Source organism: Limnohabitans sp. Rim8 (genome assembly GCF_943326455.1).
Taxonomy (GTDB): domain Bacteria; phylum Pseudomonadota; class Gammaproteobacteria; order Burkholderiales; family Burkholderiaceae_C; genus Limnohabitans_A.
In genome coordinates this window covers 1-17,869 of sequence record NZ_CALPTI020000013.1, presented here as the reverse complement: position 1 = coordinate 17,869, position 17,869 = coordinate 1, and the positions used below count along the sequence as shown (strand labels likewise).

At 58.9% G+C, this 17,869-nt stretch carries 16 protein-coding genes; 7 read left to right on the top strand and 9 right to left on the bottom strand.

All coding sequences use genetic code 11. The features are described 5' to 3' along the window. Positions 1–21: 21 nt before the first annotated feature. From Q1M54_RS10160 to Q1M54_RS10140, 5 genes are read right to left on the bottom strand one after another with little or no spacing between them, the layout of a single operon-like run. On the bottom strand, positions 22–3,894 hold the full coding sequence (locus Q1M54_RS10160; RefSeq protein WP_300556874.1) for a translocation/assembly module TamB domain-containing protein: 3,873 nt from the start codon (positions 3,892–3,894) through the stop codon (positions 22–24). Between the two features lie 24 nt (positions 3,895–3,918). Further along, positions 3,919–5,748 carry a BamA/TamA family outer membrane protein gene (locus tag Q1M54_RS10155; protein WP_300556872.1) on the bottom strand — a complete coding sequence of 610 codons (1,830 nt, stop codon included), beginning with the start codon at positions 5,746–5,748 and terminating at the stop codon, positions 3,919–3,921. After that, entirely contained in the window at positions 5,745–6,929 is a 1,185-nt protein-coding gene (locus Q1M54_RS10150) for a VWA domain-containing protein (RefSeq protein ID WP_300556870.1), read from the bottom strand. The genes Q1M54_RS10155 and Q1M54_RS10150 overlap by 4 nt, the downstream gene beginning before the upstream one ends. Then, entirely contained in the window at positions 6,923–7,552 is a 630-nt protein-coding gene (locus Q1M54_RS10145; protein ID WP_300556868.1) for a GNAT family protein, read from the bottom strand. Before Q1M54_RS10145 ends, Q1M54_RS10150 begins: the two co-directional genes overlap by 7 nt. Positions 7,553–7,556: 4 nt before the next feature. Next, the gene (locus tag Q1M54_RS10140; RefSeq protein ID WP_300556866.1) at positions 7,557–8,399 is read right to left on the bottom strand and encodes a MoxR family ATPase; all 843 of its coding nucleotides are present in this window, start codon (positions 8,397–8,399) and stop codon (positions 7,557–7,559) included. Positions 8,400–8,505: 106 nt separating this feature from the next. Here Q1M54_RS10140 and Q1M54_RS10135 point away from each other — a divergent pair, with 106 nt between their 5' ends. After that, the gene (locus tag Q1M54_RS10135) at positions 8,506–9,165 is read left to right on the top strand and encodes a c-type cytochrome (RefSeq protein ID WP_300556864.1); all 660 of its coding nucleotides are present in this window, start codon (positions 8,506–8,508) and stop codon (positions 9,163–9,165) included. Positions 9,166–9,250: 85 nt separating this feature from the next. On the opposite strand, the gene Q1M54_RS10130 is transcribed toward Q1M54_RS10135, so the two are convergent. Beyond that, positions 9,251–9,685, bottom strand: coding sequence for a DUF1841 family protein (locus Q1M54_RS10130; RefSeq protein WP_300557016.1), 435 nt, complete (start codon positions 9,683–9,685; stop codon positions 9,251–9,253). A 269-nt stretch (positions 9,686–9,954) separates the two neighbouring features. Between Q1M54_RS10130 and pcaF the strand changes: the two genes are divergently transcribed. Then, entirely contained in the window at positions 9,955–11,157 is a 1,203-nt protein-coding gene (pcaF, locus tag Q1M54_RS10125; RefSeq protein ID WP_300556862.1) for a 3-oxoadipyl-CoA thiolase, read from the top strand. 29 nt (positions 11,158–11,186) lie between these two features. Here pcaF and Q1M54_RS10120 read toward each other — a convergent pair whose 3' ends face one another. Then, positions 11,187–12,077 carry a LysR substrate-binding domain-containing protein gene (locus Q1M54_RS10120; protein WP_300556860.1) on the bottom strand — a complete coding sequence of 297 codons (891 nt, stop codon included), beginning with the start codon at positions 12,075–12,077 and terminating at the stop codon, positions 11,187–11,189. Positions 12,078–12,186: 109 nt separating this feature from the next. Here Q1M54_RS10120 and Q1M54_RS10115 point away from each other — a divergent pair, with 109 nt between their 5' ends. The 4 genes from Q1M54_RS10115 to Q1M54_RS10100 all read left to right on the top strand — a co-directional run bounded on the left by Q1M54_RS10115 (position 12,187) and on the right by Q1M54_RS10100 (position 15,521). Further along, complete coding sequence (locus tag Q1M54_RS10115) at positions 12,187–12,981, top strand: SDR family oxidoreductase (protein WP_300556858.1); 795 nt, start codon at positions 12,187–12,189, stop codon at positions 12,979–12,981. A 31-nt stretch (positions 12,982–13,012) separates the two neighbouring features. Continuing rightward, the gene (locus Q1M54_RS10110; RefSeq protein ID WP_300556856.1) at positions 13,013–14,002 is read left to right on the top strand and encodes a tripartite tricarboxylate transporter substrate binding protein; all 990 of its coding nucleotides are present in this window, start codon (positions 13,013–13,015) and stop codon (positions 14,000–14,002) included. A 101-nt stretch (positions 14,003–14,103) separates the two neighbouring features. Further along, positions 14,104–14,637: a hypothetical protein gene (locus Q1M54_RS10105; protein WP_300556854.1), complete on the top strand. Its 534-nt coding sequence runs from the start codon at positions 14,104–14,106 to the stop codon at positions 14,635–14,637. Continuing rightward, the gene (locus Q1M54_RS10100; protein WP_300556852.1) at positions 14,634–15,521 is read left to right on the top strand and encodes an amidohydrolase family protein; all 888 of its coding nucleotides are present in this window, start codon (positions 14,634–14,636) and stop codon (positions 15,519–15,521) included. Before Q1M54_RS10105 ends, Q1M54_RS10100 begins: the two co-directional genes overlap by 4 nt. A 24-nt stretch (positions 15,522–15,545) precedes the next feature. Here the strand turns inward: Q1M54_RS10100 and Q1M54_RS10095 are convergent, their stop codons facing one another. Both Q1M54_RS10095 and Q1M54_RS10090 read right to left on the bottom strand, forming a co-directional pair. Continuing rightward, positions 15,546–15,926 (bottom strand): hypothetical protein, encoded by a 381-nt coding sequence (locus Q1M54_RS10095; RefSeq protein ID WP_300556850.1) that lies wholly within the window; start codon positions 15,924–15,926, stop codon positions 15,546–15,548. Next, entirely contained in the window at positions 15,923–17,314 is a 1,392-nt protein-coding gene (locus Q1M54_RS10090; RefSeq protein ID WP_300556848.1) for an acyclic terpene utilization AtuA family protein, read from the bottom strand. Before Q1M54_RS10090 ends, Q1M54_RS10095 begins: the two co-directional genes overlap by 4 nt. A 172-nt stretch (positions 17,315–17,486) precedes the next feature. On the opposite strand from Q1M54_RS10090, the gene Q1M54_RS10085 reads away from it, so the two are divergent. Continuing rightward, positions 17,487–17,869: branched-chain amino acid ABC transporter permease (locus Q1M54_RS10085; RefSeq protein ID WP_300556846.1), on the top strand; the 383-nt coding region annotated here is incomplete at its 3' end.

Below are 17,869 nucleotides of genomic sequence, written 5' to 3'. Positions count from 1 at the left end.
CCCATGCAAAGGGGGGCACCGTCAATCTTTTCGGATGTTGAAGATTAAATCAAGTGCACTTTGCTCGGCTGCCTGCGCGCGCAGAGTGAGTCGGCGCGAGATGTCGTAAAAAATAAACAGACTGCCCATGGTGCCACTCAAGCTGGTCTCGTAGGCCATGTAAAAGTCTTGCGACAAGCGTTTGCCCAGTGTGACGGCGGCGCCAGTGGCGGTGGTCCCTGTGCGTGTGCTGGTGGCCAAACTGATTTCATCCAAACCCAGGTTGCCTGCCAACTCGCCGCTGAATGTTTTGCCGTTCCCACTGAGCAAAGCCATGGCCGCTTGTTGAAGTACGGCCGATTCGGCGCCACCGCTGGCCGCCGAACGCCCCAGAACCAGCCAAGCCAGTTTGTCGGCGTCGGGCATGTCGGGGTCGGCATACAAGCGAATGCGAGGGAGCAACGCGGAACCCGAAACCTGAACGCCCACGCGCTGGGACAGATGGGGGCGCAATGCGATGATTTCTAACCCCGGGTTGTCATAGGCGCCATTGAAACGCAAAACGCCGGTGCTGATGTTGAGTTGCTGCCCATATGCTTTGTAACGACCACCCAAAGTGCGCACCTGGCCTAAGAGTCGAGGCAGTCCTTGGCTGCTGGCGTTGCTGATCAATTCCAGTTGTCCAGTGAGGCGTGTATTCAGGCCTTTGCCTTGGAGCTGAAAGTCAGGCCCCAAATCAAGGGTGACGCGCACATCAGGCACGCCGATCCAGGTCGCTTCGGTTGGCTGAATGACACTTGTTGAGGCGACGTTTCGCGATTCAGATGGGGGCCGCACGACCACCACATCGTCCCCCAATTGGGGGGTGCTTTCATCGGGTAAAAGAAACAAGGCTTGATCGGCCTTGAGAAGTCCTCTGATTTGCATCAGCCCGGTTTGCATTTGGGCCGTGACTTGTCCTGATATCACCAGTCGACGGTCAGCGCGGTTGCTCACACGAAGGGCCTTCGCTTCCATTTGCAAGCTCATCTGAGCTGCGTGCAAAGGGTTGGGCGTCGATGGGGTCATGTTTGATGCGCTGGGTGCAAGCTTGATTCGGCCCCGCGCAGAAATTTCACCGCCTTGGAGCCCGGCCCCGCGCAGGCTCAAACTCTCGAGGATCAGTTCTTGGCCTTGCAATCGTGCTTGCATCTGGCCTTGGTCAAATGCGATGCCTTGAACAGCTGAGCGAACCGCCAATTGATCGGCTTGCAGGCGACCTAGCCATTGCGGCTGGCTGCGTGTCCCTGCCAAATCAAACTGGGCATCCAGTGTGCCCTGAACACGCCAACCCGGCGGTGCCAAAACTGACCAAGCACCGATTTGTGGCAAACGCGCTTTGACCGTACCGCGCAAGGGTGCTTGGGCAGGCCACTGCCATCCTTGTGCTGTGCGGCTCAGCGTGCTCAGGACTTGTGCTTGCGCTTGGCCCATGTATTGGCTGTCCCACTGCAGATCGGCTTGTAGTTTTTCGTTTTGAACGTGCAAAACCAAGGTGGCCTCGCGCAAACCCGCTGCAGTCAGTTGGCCTGGCGAAGGTTCGGTCTGGATGCGCAAGTCGCCCCTGCTGCGCTGAATTTTTGCTGTGAGAACCGTGTCCTCGTTCTGCGTCAGTTGCAGCTGCCCATTCAACAGGACATCGTTTTGGATGCCCATGCGCCATTCTTTGGGCAACCAGTTCAGTGGCAAATCTTCCCAGTGGGCAGCGAACTTGGTGCGTGGTATTTGTCCAGGGCGTGTCCATGTCCAGTGGCCTGGCTCAATCTGCACACGGGTGCTGCCTGTGCTCGGGCCTTGCACTTGCCAGTCGGCGTTGGACCAAGTTAACGCCAAGGGTGAGGCCCCCAGATCGGCTTGCCAAGCCATGGTTTTTGGCAGTTGCAAACGCCACGCGACCTCTGACTTGGAATGGAGGGTTTGCAGGTCGAGCTTGTCTAACGCGCCCCTCCATTGCTGACTTTGTAAGTCTGGACGTGCAGCGCTCAACCGAGCTTGCACGCGCGACCAAGGCTGGCCCTGACCCAAGTCAGCTTGCCATTGCGCTTGCCAAGACAAGGGTGTGCCCACCATTTGTAACTGGCCTTGATCTAGGGTCCATGGCGCTTGTTGAGCAGTTTGCCAAGACAGGCGGGGCCATTGAGCGTTCAGCTTGAGAGGCGTGTCGGCTTGCGCATAGCCGCCTTGCCATTCGGCCTTGAGTTGACCCGGGCCAGAGGCGTTTAGCCCTTCTAGGCGCACGCGCCATCCTGGCAGTTTGCTGAGCCAAGCCAAACTGACTGAGGCATCTTGCACCTCAACGTCGAGTTGGCCCCGGCCATCCATCGGCGCGATGCGTCCCTGCGCTTGGGCACGCAATCCGGGCAATTGCAAAACCCATTGGCCTTCTGCTGATGCTTGTGCGGGCGATAGTTTGAAGTTTGCGTCCAAGCGGACCTGTTGGGCTCTGATTTTCAGGGCGTCGATCTGCCAGATGGGGTCTTGCCACTGGCCTGCCACCTCCAGATGTTCAAACTGAAAACCGTGCGCAGTGTTGCGGGTGGACCGGGCTTTGACGGGCGAGATGGTTGCGGCTGGAGCCTCCAATTGGGCATCAAAGCGGATTGGGCCTGTCCCTGTTTCATGCGCGTGCAATCGGCCCTGAATGGGCGAACCTGCAAGTGAGGTGTGCAGCTGATCAGGATGGATGCCAGAGACCGCCATGCTACCGGTCCAACCCGCCTGGCTTTGAGTCGCTTGAACCTGCACCTGTCCGCCCGCCATCTGGGCCTGGGATGGCAGGACTTGCCACAGGCCTTGCTGGTGGCGTGCGTTCAGTGTCAACTGACTGACGGGTAGCCTTTGCAAGTCCCATGCGCCAGGCAGCAGGTTGCGAAGCTCGGCTTGCAAAGACCAGTCTGGGCCATCGGGCTTGAGTTGTGCCTGGCCATTCAAGTGGGTTTGTGGTGCTTGTGGCCAAAAAGGTGCCAAGTTCAAGGCTTGCCACTGCCCTTGGGCTTGCACGATAGCGGGTTGTTGCCACGGCCGCACATCGGCCTGCAAAGACAATTGAACGGGCGACTTGCCTTGAGGCCAAGAGGGCTGATGGGGCGCTGGCGCAATGGCTGCAGTGACGTTGAGTTGGGCCTCTGGCCCAGACAGCGTGCCATGAGCAGAGGCGTTGAGCTGCAGTGCCAAAGCGGGTGTGCCGCCAATGGGTGGCGTTTTAATCAGCCCTTCAATGTCCAGTGTCAAAGCCATGGGCGCAGTGCCTTGCAGACGGGCTTGCAAGCTGTATTGACCTTGGGCCAAGGTCAGCGCGGTGACTTTCAGGGTGTGGTCGCGGCCGTCATAGGCGTATTGCGCCTGCACACCCGTCAGCGTCACAGGCGTGGCGCCTTGCCATTGGAAATGATCCACTTTCAGGGCCATTTGTACAGGCAGTGGCCAGTTCAAGTCCAGCAAAGGGGTCAAGGGTTTGGTAGGTCGCTGGTCATGAATGTGCAGCGATTTGAGGTGAAGACTTTGCACTGGCCATGGTTGCTTCCAAAGCAGCGACCAGTCGATGACGATGTCGGCATCTTGGGCTTGTACCTGGAGCAAAGGTGCACGCCACGCCAGTTGGCCGATGCGACCACCTTGGCGCAAACTGCCTTGAACATGGCTGCTGGTCAAATGTTGCCCTGCAGGCAGTGCTTTGTCAGCCCATTTCAAAGCCGTGGCCAATGAACCCTCGGTGCCCGTCCAAAACCACAATGACGCAGCCAAGATCACCAAGACCATCGGGCCCAACAAGGCCGACAGGCTGCGCAGCGACCATGTGCCCAGCCAAAGCGAGGCGCGGCGGAGCACCGACGCTGGGAGTCGGGGCTTCAGAGGGGGCGAAGGTGGCGCGTGCATGGCATCAGGTGTTTTTGGGATGCTTCAAAAGGTGAACCCCACACTCAAGTGCAGACGCCATTTTTGTAAGGCCTGGGCATGCGCCAAGTCGATGCGCACTGGGCCAATCGGGCTGCGCCAGCGTGCCCCCATGCCATAACTCCATTGGGTGCGCAGCAGGTGCAACTCGTTGGCGACGGCGCCTGCGTCAGCAAAGACGGCGGTCTCCCAATCGGTCAGTTGGCCTTTCCAACGCAATGGGCGCTGCCATTCCACGCTGCCGGTGCTCAGGTAACGGCCTGCGCCGATTTGTCCGTTGCCTAAGTCCACGCCGATGCTGTTCAAAGCGTATCCCCGAACGCTGTTGTCACCGCCAGTGAGGAACAGTTGGGTGGTCGGTAAATTTCTCGTGTCTTGGCTGACCACACTGCCCATGGAGGCCCGCACGGCCAGGCGGCCGCTGTTTTGACCCAATGGCCATAAGCTGAGGCCTTTGGCCAGCCAGCGCACATACGGCTGGTATGTGGCTCCCAAAATGACCCCAGAGCCCAGTTCGATGCCCAAACCTAAGCCTCGGCTTGGAAAAGGAAGGCTGTCAAAGTCGCGCCATGTCCAGGCGAAGTTGCCACTGACCGATTCCAAGTTGCCCAAGTCATTGCTTTGCTGTGAGGCCACGTCGTATTGCGCGTAATAAGAGCGGTCAATTTTGGGGGCTGTTTGGATGCGGCCTGCACGCCAACGTTGGCTGCTGATCACATCGTTATCGCGCACTTGGCGGTTGATCTGCGCCGAGGTGTTCCAGCGCCACAAAGTGCTGTCGGGCGGGGCCAGCAGGTCGAGCCCCATGGTTTGCAGATCTTTGTCAATCGCCAGACGGCTCACGGCCCGCCAATTCAAGCCCGGGATGCTGTGGTGCGTATGTTCAGCCGTCAGGCGAGGGCCGCTGTCACTGCGCACGCCGGCGCCTAAGAGCCATCTTTGGCGCAGGCTCTCTTTGAGCTCGATGTTGACGGGTGCCCGCGCCAAGTTGCCTTCGGGCTCTAGGCTGACAAAAACCGAGTCGTAAAAGCCGCTGAGCACCAAGCGTTGTTGGGCTTCCAGCAAATCGCTTTGTCGGTAGAGTTGATTGGGGGACAAACGAGCCAGGCGCTCGACTTGCAAGGCGCCGTATTTGCTTGCGCCTGTGATGTTCAAATCGCCCAATCGAACGGCGGGGCCGGAGTCCATCGTCACGCTCAGAACCACTTGGTTGTTCTCGGCGTCCACCCGGGCCTCGCTGGTGGCCAGGCGGCCCCAAGGGTAATGTTCGGAGACGAGTTGCCGCAAGGCATTGTTTTTGGCACGGTTCCAAGCGGCTTGTGTGAAGGTGGCACCAGGTGGCAAGCCCCATTGATTCTGAATGTTGGCCAGTTGATGAGGGCCGGTTGGCGCTTGTGTGAGTTCGCCCAGCCACTGCCAATGCATTTGGCTAACGCGCGCGGCCGGGCCGGTCTTCACCGACAGGGTGACTTGACCCAGTGGATGAGGGCCTTTTGTCTTGTCTTGTTGCCAGACCAGTTGGGGGTTGAAAAATCCTTGGGTGGCCAACAGTTCGCGCGCTTGTTCATCGGCATCTTCCAGCAATCGCGTCAATTCGGTGTCGTCTAAATCGCTCAGGGCTTGGTAGCGCTGAAGTTCCATGTGCTGCAACAGCAAATCGCGGATGTCCTCATCGGAGCTGTTCACCTCCCAGCTAAAAGCCAAGGGCACTGGAGCCGATTTACCGACCAAGCTGGAGACACTCTCGGCACGGGCGCTAGGGCTCCAAGCCGCAAAAAAACCGAACAGGCCCAGCAGCAGGACTGTGAAGATGTGACCGGTCTTAAAGCATCTCATTTGCTCAGCAAGCGCATCGCATCTTCCAAGCCCTTCAGGGTCAAGGGGAACATGCGCTGGCTCATGAGCTGCTGAATGATAGAGATGCTTTGGCGGTATTGCCAGACGCCTTGGGGCTCGGGGTTGATCCAAGCGTACTTGGGAAAGGTGTGGGTCAGGCGCTGCAGCCACTCTGCCCCGGCTTCTTCGTTGTTGTATTCGACACTGCCGCCTTTTTGCAAAATTTCATAGGGGCTCATGGTGGCATCCCCGATGAAGATCAGCTTGTAGTCCTTGTTGTATTTGCGCAGGATGTCCCAAGTCGGAAACTTCTCAGCGTAGCGGCGCTTGTTGTTCTTCCACATGAAGTCATAAACGCAGTTGTGGAAGTAATAAAAATCAAGGTGCTTGAACTCGGCTTTCACAGCTGAGAACATTTCTTCCACGCGGGCAATGTGTTCGTCCATGGTGCCGCCCACGTCCATGAGCAGCAGCACTTTCACATTGTTGTGGCGCTCGGGTCGCATCAAGATGTCGAGATAGCCGGCATTGGCCGCTGTTTTGCGGATGGTGCCGTCCAAGTCCAACTCTTCTTGCGAACCCTCACGCGCAAAGCGGCGCAGTCGGCGCAGGGCCACCTTGATGTTGCGCGTACCCAGCTCTTGGCTGTCGTCGTAGTCCTTGTAGGCCCGCTGGTCCCAGACTTTGACGGCGCTTTTGTTGCCACCTTTGCCGCCGATGCGGATGCCCTGCGGGTTGTAGCCGCCGTTGCCAAAAGGCGAGGTGCCGCCCGTGCCAATCCACTTGTTACCGCCTTCGTGGCGTTCTTTTTGTTCCTCAAGGCGCTTCTTGAGGGTTTCCATCAACTCGTCCCAGCCCATCTTTTCGATGGCGGCTTTTTGCTCGGGCGTGAGTTCTTTCTGGAGGATTTTTTCCAGCCAGTCCAGAGGCACTTCCTTGGTGAAGTCGGTCAGCATCTCCACGCCCTTGAAGTAAGCCCCGAAAGCCTTGTCGAACTTGTCAAAGTGCTTTTCATCCTTGACCATCACGGTGCGGGCCAGGTGATAAAAATCGTCGATGCTGCAAGCCTCAGAGGCTGGGCCGACCACATTGGCCTGCAAGGCTTCAAGCAGCGTGAGGTACTCGCGCACCGAAACAGGGAGCTTGGCGGCACGCAGGGTGTAGAAAAAATCGATCAGCATGACCGGGGTTCCTCAGGTCTGGCGCGCTTCAATTGGAAGTCGAGGTGGGCGCGCACATTGGGCCATTCGCTGGTGATGATGCTGTACACGCAGGTGTCGCGCAGTGCGCCAGCGCCCAAAGGGTGGAAATTGATCTGGTGGTTGCGCAAAATGCCGTCGAGCTTGGCCCCCAGACGCTCGATGGCTCGGCGGCTTTGCTGGTTGAAGAAGTGCGTACGGAACTCTACCGCGATGCAATTCAATTTTTCGAAGGCGTGGGCCAGCAACAAGCGTTTGGCCTCGGTGTTGAGCGGCGTGCGCTGCACGCTTTGGCGGTACCAAGTTGAGCCGATTTCCACCCGGCGGTTGCCAGCGTCGATGTTCATGTAAGTGGTCATGCCCACAGCTTGGCCTGTGGCAGGGTCAACCACCGCAAACGGGCACATGGCGCCTTTGGCTTGCAACTCCAGGCGGCGCTCGATTTCGGCCGCCATGCCTTCAGGCGTGGGGATGGCGGTGTACCAGAGCTGCCACAGCTGGCCGTCTTGCACCGCCTCGACCAGCGCGCCATGGTGATCAGCCCGCAAGGGTTCTAGCCGGACGTGTGCGCCGGCCAGAGTCACGGGCGGGGCAAAGGCGTTCATGGCTTCAGCGGTTTCGCTGGTTCATGAAGACCAGCTTTTCAAACAAGGTCACGTCTTGCTCGTTTTTGAGCAAAGCGCCCACCAGGGGCGGCACCGAGACTTTTTGGTCTGCGCTTTGGAGGGCTTCAAGCGGGATGTCTTCGGCCACCAGCAGTTTCAGCCAGTCCAGCAGTTCGCTGGTCGATGGCTTTTTCTTCAGGCCGGGCAAGCCGCGCACATCGTAGAAGGTCTTGAGGGCCAATGCCAACAGGTCTTTCTTGAGGGTGGGGAAGTGCACGTCCACGATCTGGCGCATCGTGTCCGCTTCTGGAAACTTGATGTAATGGAAAAAGCAGCGGCGCAGAAAGGCGTCAGGCAGCTCTTTCTCGTTGTTGGATGTGATGAACACCAGCGGGCGCGTCTTGGCCTTGATCAGCTGGCGCGTTTCGTAGCAGTAAAACTCCATGCGATCGATTTCGCGCAGCAAGTCGTTTGGGAATTCGATGTCGGCCTTGTCGATCTCGTCGATCAGGATGGCCACAGGCGTCTCTGAGGTGAACGCCTGCCAGAGCACGCCTTTGATGATGTAGTTCTCGATGTCCTTGACCTTTTCCTCACCCAACTGGCTGTCGCGCAGACGGCTCACGGCATCGTATTCGTACAGACCTTGCTGCGCTTTGGTGGTGGATTTGATGTGCCACTGCAGCAAGGGCAGCCCCAAAGACTGGGCGACCTCTTCGGCCAACATGGTTTTCCCAGTGCCGGGTTCGCCTTTGACCAGCAAGGGGCGCTTGAGGGTGATGGCAGCGTTGACCGCCAGCATCAGGTCCTGTGTGGCAACGTAGTTTTCGGTTCCTTGGAATTTCATGGCAGCAAGTTCTCGGAAAAGGTCAAAGGGTTTGTCAGGATTATGAGGGCCAGCCCGATATAATCGGCAGTTGATTTTTATCAATCGTTTGGATTGTGTGAGCAAAATGAATAAGCTGTTGACCTCGATGTTTGCCCTGGCTGTCGCCTCAGTGACCGCCTTTTCTGTCCATGCCCAAGAGATCAAGGGTGATGCCAAAGTCGGCGAGCAAAAAATTGCCATGTGTATCGGTTGCCATGGCATCAAGGGCTATCAAGCCAGCTTCCCCGAGATCTACCGCGTACCCATGATTTCGGGTCAAAACGCAAAATACATCGTTTCTTCGCTCAATGCCTATAAAAAAGGCGAACGCAAACACCCCACCATGCGCGGCATTGCCGACACCCTGACCGAGCAGGATATGGCTGATCTGGGTGCTTACTACGAGCAACATGGCAACACCAAGCCCGTCACCACAGCGCCTAAAGCCCCCGATGCCAAAGTCGCGGCCTTGCTGCAAAAAGGTGCTTGCATTTCATGTCACGGCGATAACTTCAACAAGCCGATCGACCCCAGCTATCCCAAGCTGGCGGGCCAACACAAAGACTTTTTGTTTGTTGCGCTCAAATCCTACAAAGTTGAGAACCAGTCCACTTGGGGCCGCAACAATGGCGTTATGGGCGGTATCGCCAAGCAATTCACCAATGCCGAGCTGAAAGCCATCTCCGCTTACATCGCCTCTTTGGACGGCGAGATGAAAGTGGTTCCCCAGTCGCGTTTCCGCTGATCCGACCGCTTTCAGTTCAGACAACAAAAAACCCGCCTCGGCGGGTTTTTTGTTGTCTGTTCGCCGTGTGCTTGCCCCTTGGGCCTCAGTCTTGGGTGGCGTTGCGTTGAACGCAGGCAATGTAGGACTCGCCATCGGGCATGCGTCCTGAACGTTGGCTCTCAAAAATCATCCGCCCCAAGCATTCCATGGCCTGGTGGTGCGCATCATGCAGCGAGTTGAGGCGGTGCGTCAGCAGTTCCACCGCCTGGCGAATGCCTCGGGGCTGGTCGATGCTGCATTGTTCGCTGATGGACAGGTGCATCGAGAGATGCAAAAAAGGGTTGGTGCGGTTCGGATCGTCATTCAGCATGCTGGCCAGAGCCGCATCGACGTCGGCCAGTTCGGCGTGGTATTCGGGGTGTTCGTTGATCCATTGGCTGACGAGCATTTCCATAGGTTCCATCGGCGCGGCCGTTTGGGCTTTGGCGTAGACACCACAAAAAAAGCGCCGGACATCGGCTTGGGAGGGTTGAATCAGCATGGGGTGGATTGTGTCTCAAGTGAGTTGGGTTGTTGGTGCTTTGGGTAGTGGGAGGGCGGGGTGCGGGGCCGGGGCGATGTGGCAAAGCGAAGCGCCTCTGAGCCCGGCCAGCGCCGCCGTCTCGCCTTGCGGACAAAAACTGACATCAATTTCCTGTGCTGTCGTCAATCGCTCACCCCAGCCCGCAAAGCGCCCCTAGAATGGTGTAAAAAACCCTTTGTTCATGCAATATAATGCATTAATTCCATATTAAAGAGACCAGTCACATGAACCAAGCCTACATTTGCGACGCGATCCGTACCCCTTTTGGCCGTTACGGCGGTGCCCTCTCCAGCGTGCGCACCGACGACCTGGGCGCAGTGCCACTGCGTGCACTGATGGCTCGCAACCCCAACGTGGATTGGGCTGCCGTGACCGATGTGCTTTATGGCTGCGCCAACCAAGCCGGAGAGGACAACCGCAACGTGGCGCACATGGCCAGCTTGTTGGCTGGTTTGCCCATTGACGTGCCTGGCGCCACCATCAACCGCTTGTGCGGCTCTGGCCTGGATGCGATTGGCACCGCCGCGCGCGCCATCAAGGCGGGAGAAGCCGGTTTGATGATTGCGGGTGGCGTGGAAAGCATGAGCCGAGCACCGTTTGTGATGCCCAAGGCCGAAACGGCTTTCAGCCGCGCCAATGCCGTGTACGACACCACCATTGGCTGGCGCTTCATCAACAAGCTGATGAAAGCCCAGTACGGTGTGGACTCCATGCCCGAGACCGCCGAAAACGTGGCCACCGATTACAAGATCGAGCGCGAAGCGCAAGACCTGATGGCCTTCAACAGCCAGTTGCGTGCCGTGGCTGCCATCAAGGCTGGGCATTTGGCCCGTGAAATTGTGGGCGTGAGCATCCCTCAGAAAAAGGGCGACGCCATCCTGGTGGACACCGACGAACACCCCCGCGAAACCAGCCTGGAAGCCCTGGCCAAGCTCCAAGGCGTGGTGCGCCCCGATGGCACGGTGACTGCGGGCAACGCCTCGGGCGTGAACGACGGGGCGTGTGCCTTGTTGTTGGCCGATGAAGCCACCGCTGCTAAAAACGGCTTGACACCCAAAGCCCGCATTGTCGGCATGGCCACTGCCGGTGTGGCGCCACGCGTTATGGGTATCGGCCCTGCGCCTGCCACGCTCAAGGTGCTGGCGCAAACCGGGTTGACCATCGACCACATGGACGTGATTGAGCTGAACGAAGCCTTTGCAGCCCAAGGTTTGGCCGTGATGCGCATGTTGGGCCTGAAAGACGACGACGCCCGCGTGAATGCATGGGGCGGTGCGATTGCTTTGGGGCACCCACTGGGCGCATCCGGTGCCCGCTTGGCCACCACGGCCATCAACCGCCTGCAGCAAACCGCTGGCCGTTATGCGCTGTGCACGATGTGTATCGGTGTGGGCCAAGGCATTGCGCTGATCATTGAACGCGTGTGACATGGCGGGACTGAGGCGCTGAATTCGTGTCAGTTGGGCCCGCGAAAGTCCATCTGACGCAACAGCGCCGCAGTGGCTTGCTGCAGCCGTGAAAGCGGGCGCGCTGCAGGCATGGCCAGCACAAGCCGATTCCAAAGGGCAGGAGGCCCAATCAATGCGGTGGGCAAACGGTCGGCCTGCTGTGCCATCAACAGCGCACTTTGCGGCAAGATGGAGCAGCCCACCCCATGCTCCACCAAAGCGATGGCACTGTGAACAGCGCCCACTTCAGCCACGATCTGCAGGCCGATTCCCCGGGGCAATAAAACCGCATCGACCAAACTGCGGATCGGGTTCGGAGCCGAAGGCAAAATCATCGGAAATTGCGCCAGTTCTGCGAGGGACACACGGGGTTTGAGGCGGGTGCCTTGCGGTGCCACCAGCAACAATCGCTCACGCATGAGGGGTTCGCTGACGATCAAGGGTGTGGGTGCTGGATCGAACAACAAGGCCAAATCGATGCGGCCTTGCAGAAGGTCTTCGCGCAGCGACAGGCTCAGGCCCTCGCTGATGCTGATCATGGCGTTGGGCAGTTGATGCCGAAAACGCTCCACCAGGGGCACACAAAGACCCGTCGCCACGCGGTGCGGCAAGCCGACCACCACCCGTCCGCTGGGTTCTTCGTTCATGTCCATCAGTTGGTGCCTTGCTTGGCGTGCGCCTTCCAGCAAGGTGCGCGCGTGGACCAGCAGAGCCTGGCCCGCAGGGGTCAGCCGCACGCCACGACCATGCCGCTCAAAGAGGCGTTGGCCAAGGTCTGCTTCGAGCAGGCTGAGCTGGCGGCTGATGCTGGGCTGACTCAGGTGCAAGGCGGTGGCTGCGCGACTCACACTGCCGCTGTCGGCCACCGTGGCAAAGGATTCAAGTTGCCGTAAGTCCATAGCGTGATCTGTAAATTTGATAATTCTATAGCTGGTATAGCCATTTCAGCATTTACAGAGGCATGCCGCAACCGCACACTGGGTGACTTCAATACCGAGATTTTCAAGCATGAGATTTGCAAACAAGGTGGCCTTGGTCACGGGGGCCGGTTGTGTGGGGCCGGGATGGGGTAATGGGCGCGCGATGGCTGTGCGCCTGGCACAAGAGGGCGCTCAGGTTTGGGCTGTTGACTTTGACCCCTCTCGTTTGGCGCAGACATTGGCTTTGGCTGGCGAGCATGCGCAGGCCATTCACCCGTTTCAATGCGATGTCACAGACAGCACCAGTGTGAAGCGCATGGTGCAGGCCTGCGTCGAGCGTTTGGGCGGGCTTGATGTCCTCATCAACAACGTGGGTGGCTCGGCACCCGGAGGCCCTGTCGAGATGAGCGAAGAAGTCTGGGATGCACAGATCAACTTCAACCTCAAAAGCGTTTTTTTGTCATGTAAACATGCATTGCCTTGGCTCAAGGCCAGAGGTGGAGGGGCCATTGTCAACATGGCCTCTACGTCGGGCATCCGATGGACAGGCAGCGCCCAAGTGGCCTACGCCGCCGCTAAAGCCGGCGTGATTCAGATGTCAAAGGTCATGGCCGTACAGCACGCGCCAGACCACATCCGGGTCAACACCGTGGTGCCAGGCCAGTTGCACACGCCCATGGTTGAGTCACGCTTGGCGGGCCAACGCTCTGGAGGGGATGTACAGGCGCTATTGAACCAGCGTTTGGCCAGGATTCCCTTGGGTTTCATGGGCGACGGGCGCGACAGTGCCAGCGCTGCCTTGTTTTTGGCCTCAGATGAGGCACGGTTCATCACAGGTACTGAAATTGTGGTTGACGGTGGCATGACCGTGCGCTGCAACTGATCACCCATCCATTCATTCACAGGAGATACGCATGAGCCAACATTTTTCCAGGCGACAGTGGTTGCAGCGCACCAGTGCCGGTGCCTTGGCAACCGGCCTTGGTCGCGTCACATGGGCCCAGAGCAACAGCCGACCCGTGCGCTTGATCGTGGCGTTTGCACCTGGCGGTCCGGTGGATTTTGTGGCGCGAACTTTGGCTGAAACCATGTCGCGCGAGTTGGGGCGTCCAGTCCTGGTGGACAACAAACCGGGTGCCAACGGCGCGATCGGTGCGATGGAGACCCTCAAAGGCGAACCCGATGGCAGCACGGTGTGGATCACCAGCGTGGGCGCTGCGGCCATTAACCCTGCCTTGTATGACAAGCTGCCCTATGACATGGTGCGTGATTTCACGCCGGTGTCTTTGGTCGTCAACAACGTGGAAGTGTTGGTCACCAGTGCCCAAAACCCAGCCACTGATGTCGTCGATTTTGTGCAACGGGCCAGAGCGGCCAATGTGCCAGTTCCCATGGCGTCTTCGGGCATGGGCAGCATTCCACATTTGGCGTTGCTCCAAATGCAGGATGCCACCAAGTTGGACTTGCTGCACGTGCCCTTCAACGGCATGGCACCTGCCTTGACCAATTTGCTGGGCGGGCAGGTGGCCGGTGTGTTCGCGGATGTGCCTGCGGTGATGGGGCAGATCAAGTCTGGCCGGCTCAAGGCTTTGGGCATGGCCTCGCGCGTCAGGCATCTTGGCCTGCCCGAGGTCAGGACCTTTGAGGAGATGGGTTTTCCAGCGGTTGACACCAACAATTGGTATGCCTTTTTTGTCTCTTCAAAGACCCCCCGTCCCATCGTGGACGCACTCAATGCGGCGACGCGGCGCGCATTGGCCGATCCAGGTGTGGCCAACCGTTTGTTGCAGTCAGGCGCTGAGCCGCGAGCCACAACCTCTGAAGAAATGGCCGCATTGCTCAGAGCTGACACGAACAAATGGGCGGCTTTGATCAAGGCACGCAATATCCGCTTGGATTCCTGATTCCATTGCCCCGCCATGCTTTGGTGGGGCTGTGCGTTTTGAAAAAGGCCTGCGCTTTACAACGCCAATGGCCTTCACAGTCCGTGAACAGGAGAGAAGAAGTGAGTTCAATTTGGTTATGCGATCAGAACGGCCCTTGGCATGGGCCTGCTTTGGCAGACTTGCAATCTTGGCGTGCATGGCGTGGTGACCTTCAAGGCTGGCGACACTACTGGACAGGTCCGCTCCAAGAGCGACCTGACCCAGCAGAGGGCGCGTTGTGGGAAGCGCTGGACCCAGGCACTGATCTCATGGGGCCAGGTGTATCCATGCCACGGGCTCAAGCCGCTTTTCATTACGTGGTCGAAACAGATGTGGCCTTGGGGGGGGAAGATGATTTTCAAGCTTGGTACGAACAAGAGCATTTGCTCGGCTTGTCTAAGGTGCCGGGTTGCTTGAGGGCGCGTCGCTTGATGCGCCGAGATGGTCCGGTTGGGCTTCCCCTGCATGTGGCCTGTTACGACCTGGTCAGCGCCCAAGTGACCGAGTCGGACCCTTGGTTGGCTGTTCGTCATACCGATTGGAGCAGTCGCGTGAGGCCCTTGTTCCGCAATACCCGCCGAACCCTGTTTGTTCATCCGAGCAGCCCAATATGACTTCCATGCCAGATCAGCCTGTGCGGACGTATGATGCGCAGCCAAAATCGCCACGTTTGAAGCTTCCTGCAGGTGCCTGTGATGCGCATGTACATGTCTTTGGCCCCCCTGAGCGCTTTGCGTACAACCCTTTGCGTCAAATCACGCCGGTCGCTGCACCGCGCGATACCCTGTATGCGTTGCATCGCACTTTGGGCATTGAACGGTGTGTGATTGTGCAATCCATGGTCCATGGCATGGACAACCGCGTGGTTGAAGATGCGATTGCCCATGGTGAGGGGCGTTACCTCGGAGTGGCGCTGGTGCCTGTCGACGTGCCCGATGCTGAATTGGCCAGACTGGCCCAAGCCGGTATGCGAGGCGTTCGCTTCAATTTCATGAGGCATTTGGGTGGGGGTGCCGATGTGCGCGAAGTCTTGGCCCTGACCCCTCGTTTAGCGGCACATGGTCTGCATTTGCAGGTGCATTTTGAATCGGCATTGGTCCATGAGTTGGGTCCTTGGCTGGTACAAAGCAATGTGCCTGTGGTGATTGACCATATGGGTCGTGTCGACGCACGCTTGGGCGCGCAGCATGCCGACTTTCAAGCCTTGATGCGTCTGCTGGATGTGCCAGATATTTGGGTCAAGCTCAGCGGCATAGACCGCATCGATGCGCATGCTGCACCTGATGAACGCTATACCCATGGTGTGGCGCTGGCGCAGCAGTTGTGGCTTGCGCACGGTGACCGCTGCGTTTGGGGCAGCGACTGGCCCCACCCCAACCACACCCATATTCCGAGCGACGCGGGCTTGGTCAATGCGATCCCCACGATCGTCCCCGATGCAGCGGGTCAACAGGCCTTGTTGGTGGACAACCCGCAGCGCTTGTACCGCTTTGCCTGATGCACCCCGCTTGCGGGTACGGGCTCAGGGGCCTGGGTGTTCGGTGGTTTTTTGGGCCTGAGCCAGCTCTTGTGCACTGACTTCAATTTGCAGCCGCAGCAGCGCCGCGCCCATGGCTTTGCCCAGGTTATCGAGGCGCAGGTTGCGCGCACCGCCCCCTTGCAGTGCGCCGTGCAGCACTAACTTCAGGGCCCAAATATTGGGCAGCGGCCAAGCATCGACCTGGCCTGAGAGCCAGGGTGCGAAATGCGCCTGCACTTTGGCGGCCGTGACTTCGCGTTCAATGATCCGGTAACCCGCCTCGTTCCAGGCAAACAAGCCAAAATCCACCCAATCGGCTTTGTCACCGCTGCGGGCGTGGGCAATCTGGGCCAGTGGAATCTTGATGAGGGGGGTGTTGTTCATGCGCTGGGCTCCAAGATCTGCATTTGGGCAGGTACCCAATGGCGCGGAATCAGGGTGGGCCAGATGCCCAGCAATTCACTCGTGCTGTTCAGGCCCTGAAAGCCGCACGTGAAAGCCGGTCCACTCAGCGCCAGCCAGGGGAACAATCGCCCAAAGCCATCGGCAGCCGCTTTGATGGGTGTGCGCAGCACCATGCGCACCCAAATCTCAGCCCGCTCATTCAGCTCGGCAGCAGGTGGCAATGGAGCCAGTGGGCCATGAGCCGAATTAAGACCGGGGTATTCCACGAACAACTCGTCAAAAGGCATGTGGCGTTCTTGCAGTTGCGTGCGGATCATGGCCTCAGCGGCTTGCACCTTGTCCCAGGCGTCGGGCCAGGAAAAGCCCCAGCTGACTTCGGCTTTGAAGCCATCGCGAAAGCCCGCTACCACCTTCAGCTGATCGGTGGGCGCGCGGCCCAGTGCGCCGGTCACACGCACACGGTGTTCACCTTCATCGTGCAACTCGATCTGGCCCATGTCGAGCACCACATCGGGCGAAAAATACGCATGCGGGTTGTGCACCTCGTACAGCAGTTGCTGCCGCACGGTGTCAAAGCTGACCAAGCCTCCGGTGCCGGGCGCTTTGGTGATGAAGGCTGTGCCGTCTGCCAAGACCTCAGCGATCGGGTAACCGATGTGTGCCAAGTCAGGTATCTGTTGCCAATGGCCTTGGCTGCCAAAATTGCCACCGCTGCCTTGGCCCGAGCATTCGAGCAAATGCCCCACCGTCAGGCCTTGGGCCAGGCGGTTGAAGTCCTCGGGCGTGGCCGCATCGGCCAGCTTCCAGCCCAGGCCATGCACCAGTGGCCCCAGAAACAGCGCCGCATCGGCCACCCGCCCTGTGATCACGATGTCGGCCCCTTGGTCCAGCGCGTCCACGATCGGTTGTGCGCCCAAATAGGCGTTGCCAAACACCAGCCGCTCGCGCACGCTCGTCACCTGTGCGCCGTTCATCAGGTGGTCAAAGCGGGTGTCAGGTGTTTGCAGTTGCGTCAGCACATCGTCGCCACTGACCACCGCGATGCGTGGGTGCCAGCCCTTGGCCGCTAGCGCCGTTTGCACCGCCTGCGCTGCGCCCATGGGGTTGAGCCCGCCCGCGTTGCAAACGAATTTGACCCCGCGCGGCTGCATCAAAGGCCACAGGCGCACCAGCATGGGCACCACATCGCGGGCATAGCCCAGAGCAGGGTCGCGTTGCCGGTCTTTTTGCAAGATGGCCAGTGTCAGCTCGGCCAGATGGTCGCTGGCGATGTATTGCACTTGGCCGCGCTCGATGCTGGCGACCACGGGTTCCCAGTTGTCGCCATAAAAGCCCAGGCCCGAACCGATGCGAATGGATTGCGTCATGGGGCGATATTGAAGCCTTGTGTATGGACCGTAATGGGGGACAACCCCTAGGGAAAGTCTCTTCTAAGACAACCATAATCGCACGATCGTTCGCATATGCTTTGCAGGGTGCTGCAACGGTGCCCAGCCAAGCTCAGCGGACTCGGCTAGACAGAACCAAGAGGAGACAGGCGTGCAATTGCTGCAACTGCTGATCAGCGGTGTGGCCCAGGGCTGTATTTACGGACTCATTGCCCTGGGTTTCGTGCTGATTTACAAGGCCACCGAAACGGTGAGCTTTGCCCAGGGTGACCTGATGATGGTGGGCGCCTTTTCGGGCTTAGCTGCCATGACGATGCTGGGTTTCCCATTCTGGATTGCTGTCCCCTCTGCCATTGTGGCCATGGGCATTTTTGGCGTTTTGCTAGAACGTTTGGTCATCCGCCCCATCCTGGGTCAACCTGCGTTTTCCATCGTGATGCTGACCATTGGCGTGGGCTATGTGCTGCGCGGTTTGATCACCATGATTCCCGATGTGGGCACCGACACCCACACCTTGCCTACGCCCTATGCTGG

Bases quoted from the DNA above. Each gene is read 5' to 3' on its own strand.
- Q1M54_RS10160 (WP_300556874.1), bottom strand. From the start codon at position 3,894: ATGCACGCGCCACCTTCGCCCCCTCTGAAGCCCCGACTCCCAGCGTCG.
- Q1M54_RS10155 (WP_300556872.1), bottom strand. From the start codon at position 5,748: ATGAGATGCTTTAAGACCGGTCACATCTTCACAGTCCTGCTGCTGGGC.
- Q1M54_RS10150 (WP_300556870.1), bottom strand. From the start codon at position 6,929: ATGCTGATCGATTTTTTCTACACCCTGCGTGCCGCCAAGCTCCCTGTT.
- Q1M54_RS10145 (WP_300556868.1), bottom strand. From the start codon at position 7,552: ATGAACGCCTTTGCCCCGCCCGTGACTCTGGCCGGCGCACACGTCCGG.
- Q1M54_RS10140 (WP_300556866.1), bottom strand. From the start codon at position 8,399: ATGAAATTCCAAGGAACCGAAAACTACGTTGCCACACAGGACCTGATG.
- Q1M54_RS10135 (WP_300556864.1), top strand. From the start codon at position 8,506: ATGAATAAGCTGTTGACCTCGATGTTTGCCCTGGCTGTCGCCTCAGTG.
- pcaF (WP_300556862.1), top strand. From the start codon at position 9,955: ATGAACCAAGCCTACATTTGCGACGCGATCCGTACCCCTTTTGGCCGT.
- Q1M54_RS10120 (WP_300556860.1), bottom strand. From the start codon at position 12,077: ATGGACTTACGGCAACTTGAATCCTTTGCCACGGTGGCCGACAGCGGC.
- Q1M54_RS10115 (WP_300556858.1), top strand. From the start codon at position 12,187: ATGAGATTTGCAAACAAGGTGGCCTTGGTCACGGGGGCCGGTTGTGTG.
- Q1M54_RS10110 (WP_300556856.1), top strand. From the start codon at position 13,013: ATGAGCCAACATTTTTCCAGGCGACAGTGGTTGCAGCGCACCAGTGCC.
- Q1M54_RS10100 (WP_300556852.1), top strand. From the start codon at position 14,634: ATGACTTCCATGCCAGATCAGCCTGTGCGGACGTATGATGCGCAGCCA.
- Q1M54_RS10095 (WP_300556850.1), bottom strand. From the start codon at position 15,926: ATGAACAACACCCCCCTCATCAAGATTCCACTGGCCCAGATTGCCCAC.
- Q1M54_RS10090 (WP_300556848.1), bottom strand. From the start codon at position 17,314: ATGACGCAATCCATTCGCATCGGTTCGGGCCTGGGCTTTTATGGCGAC.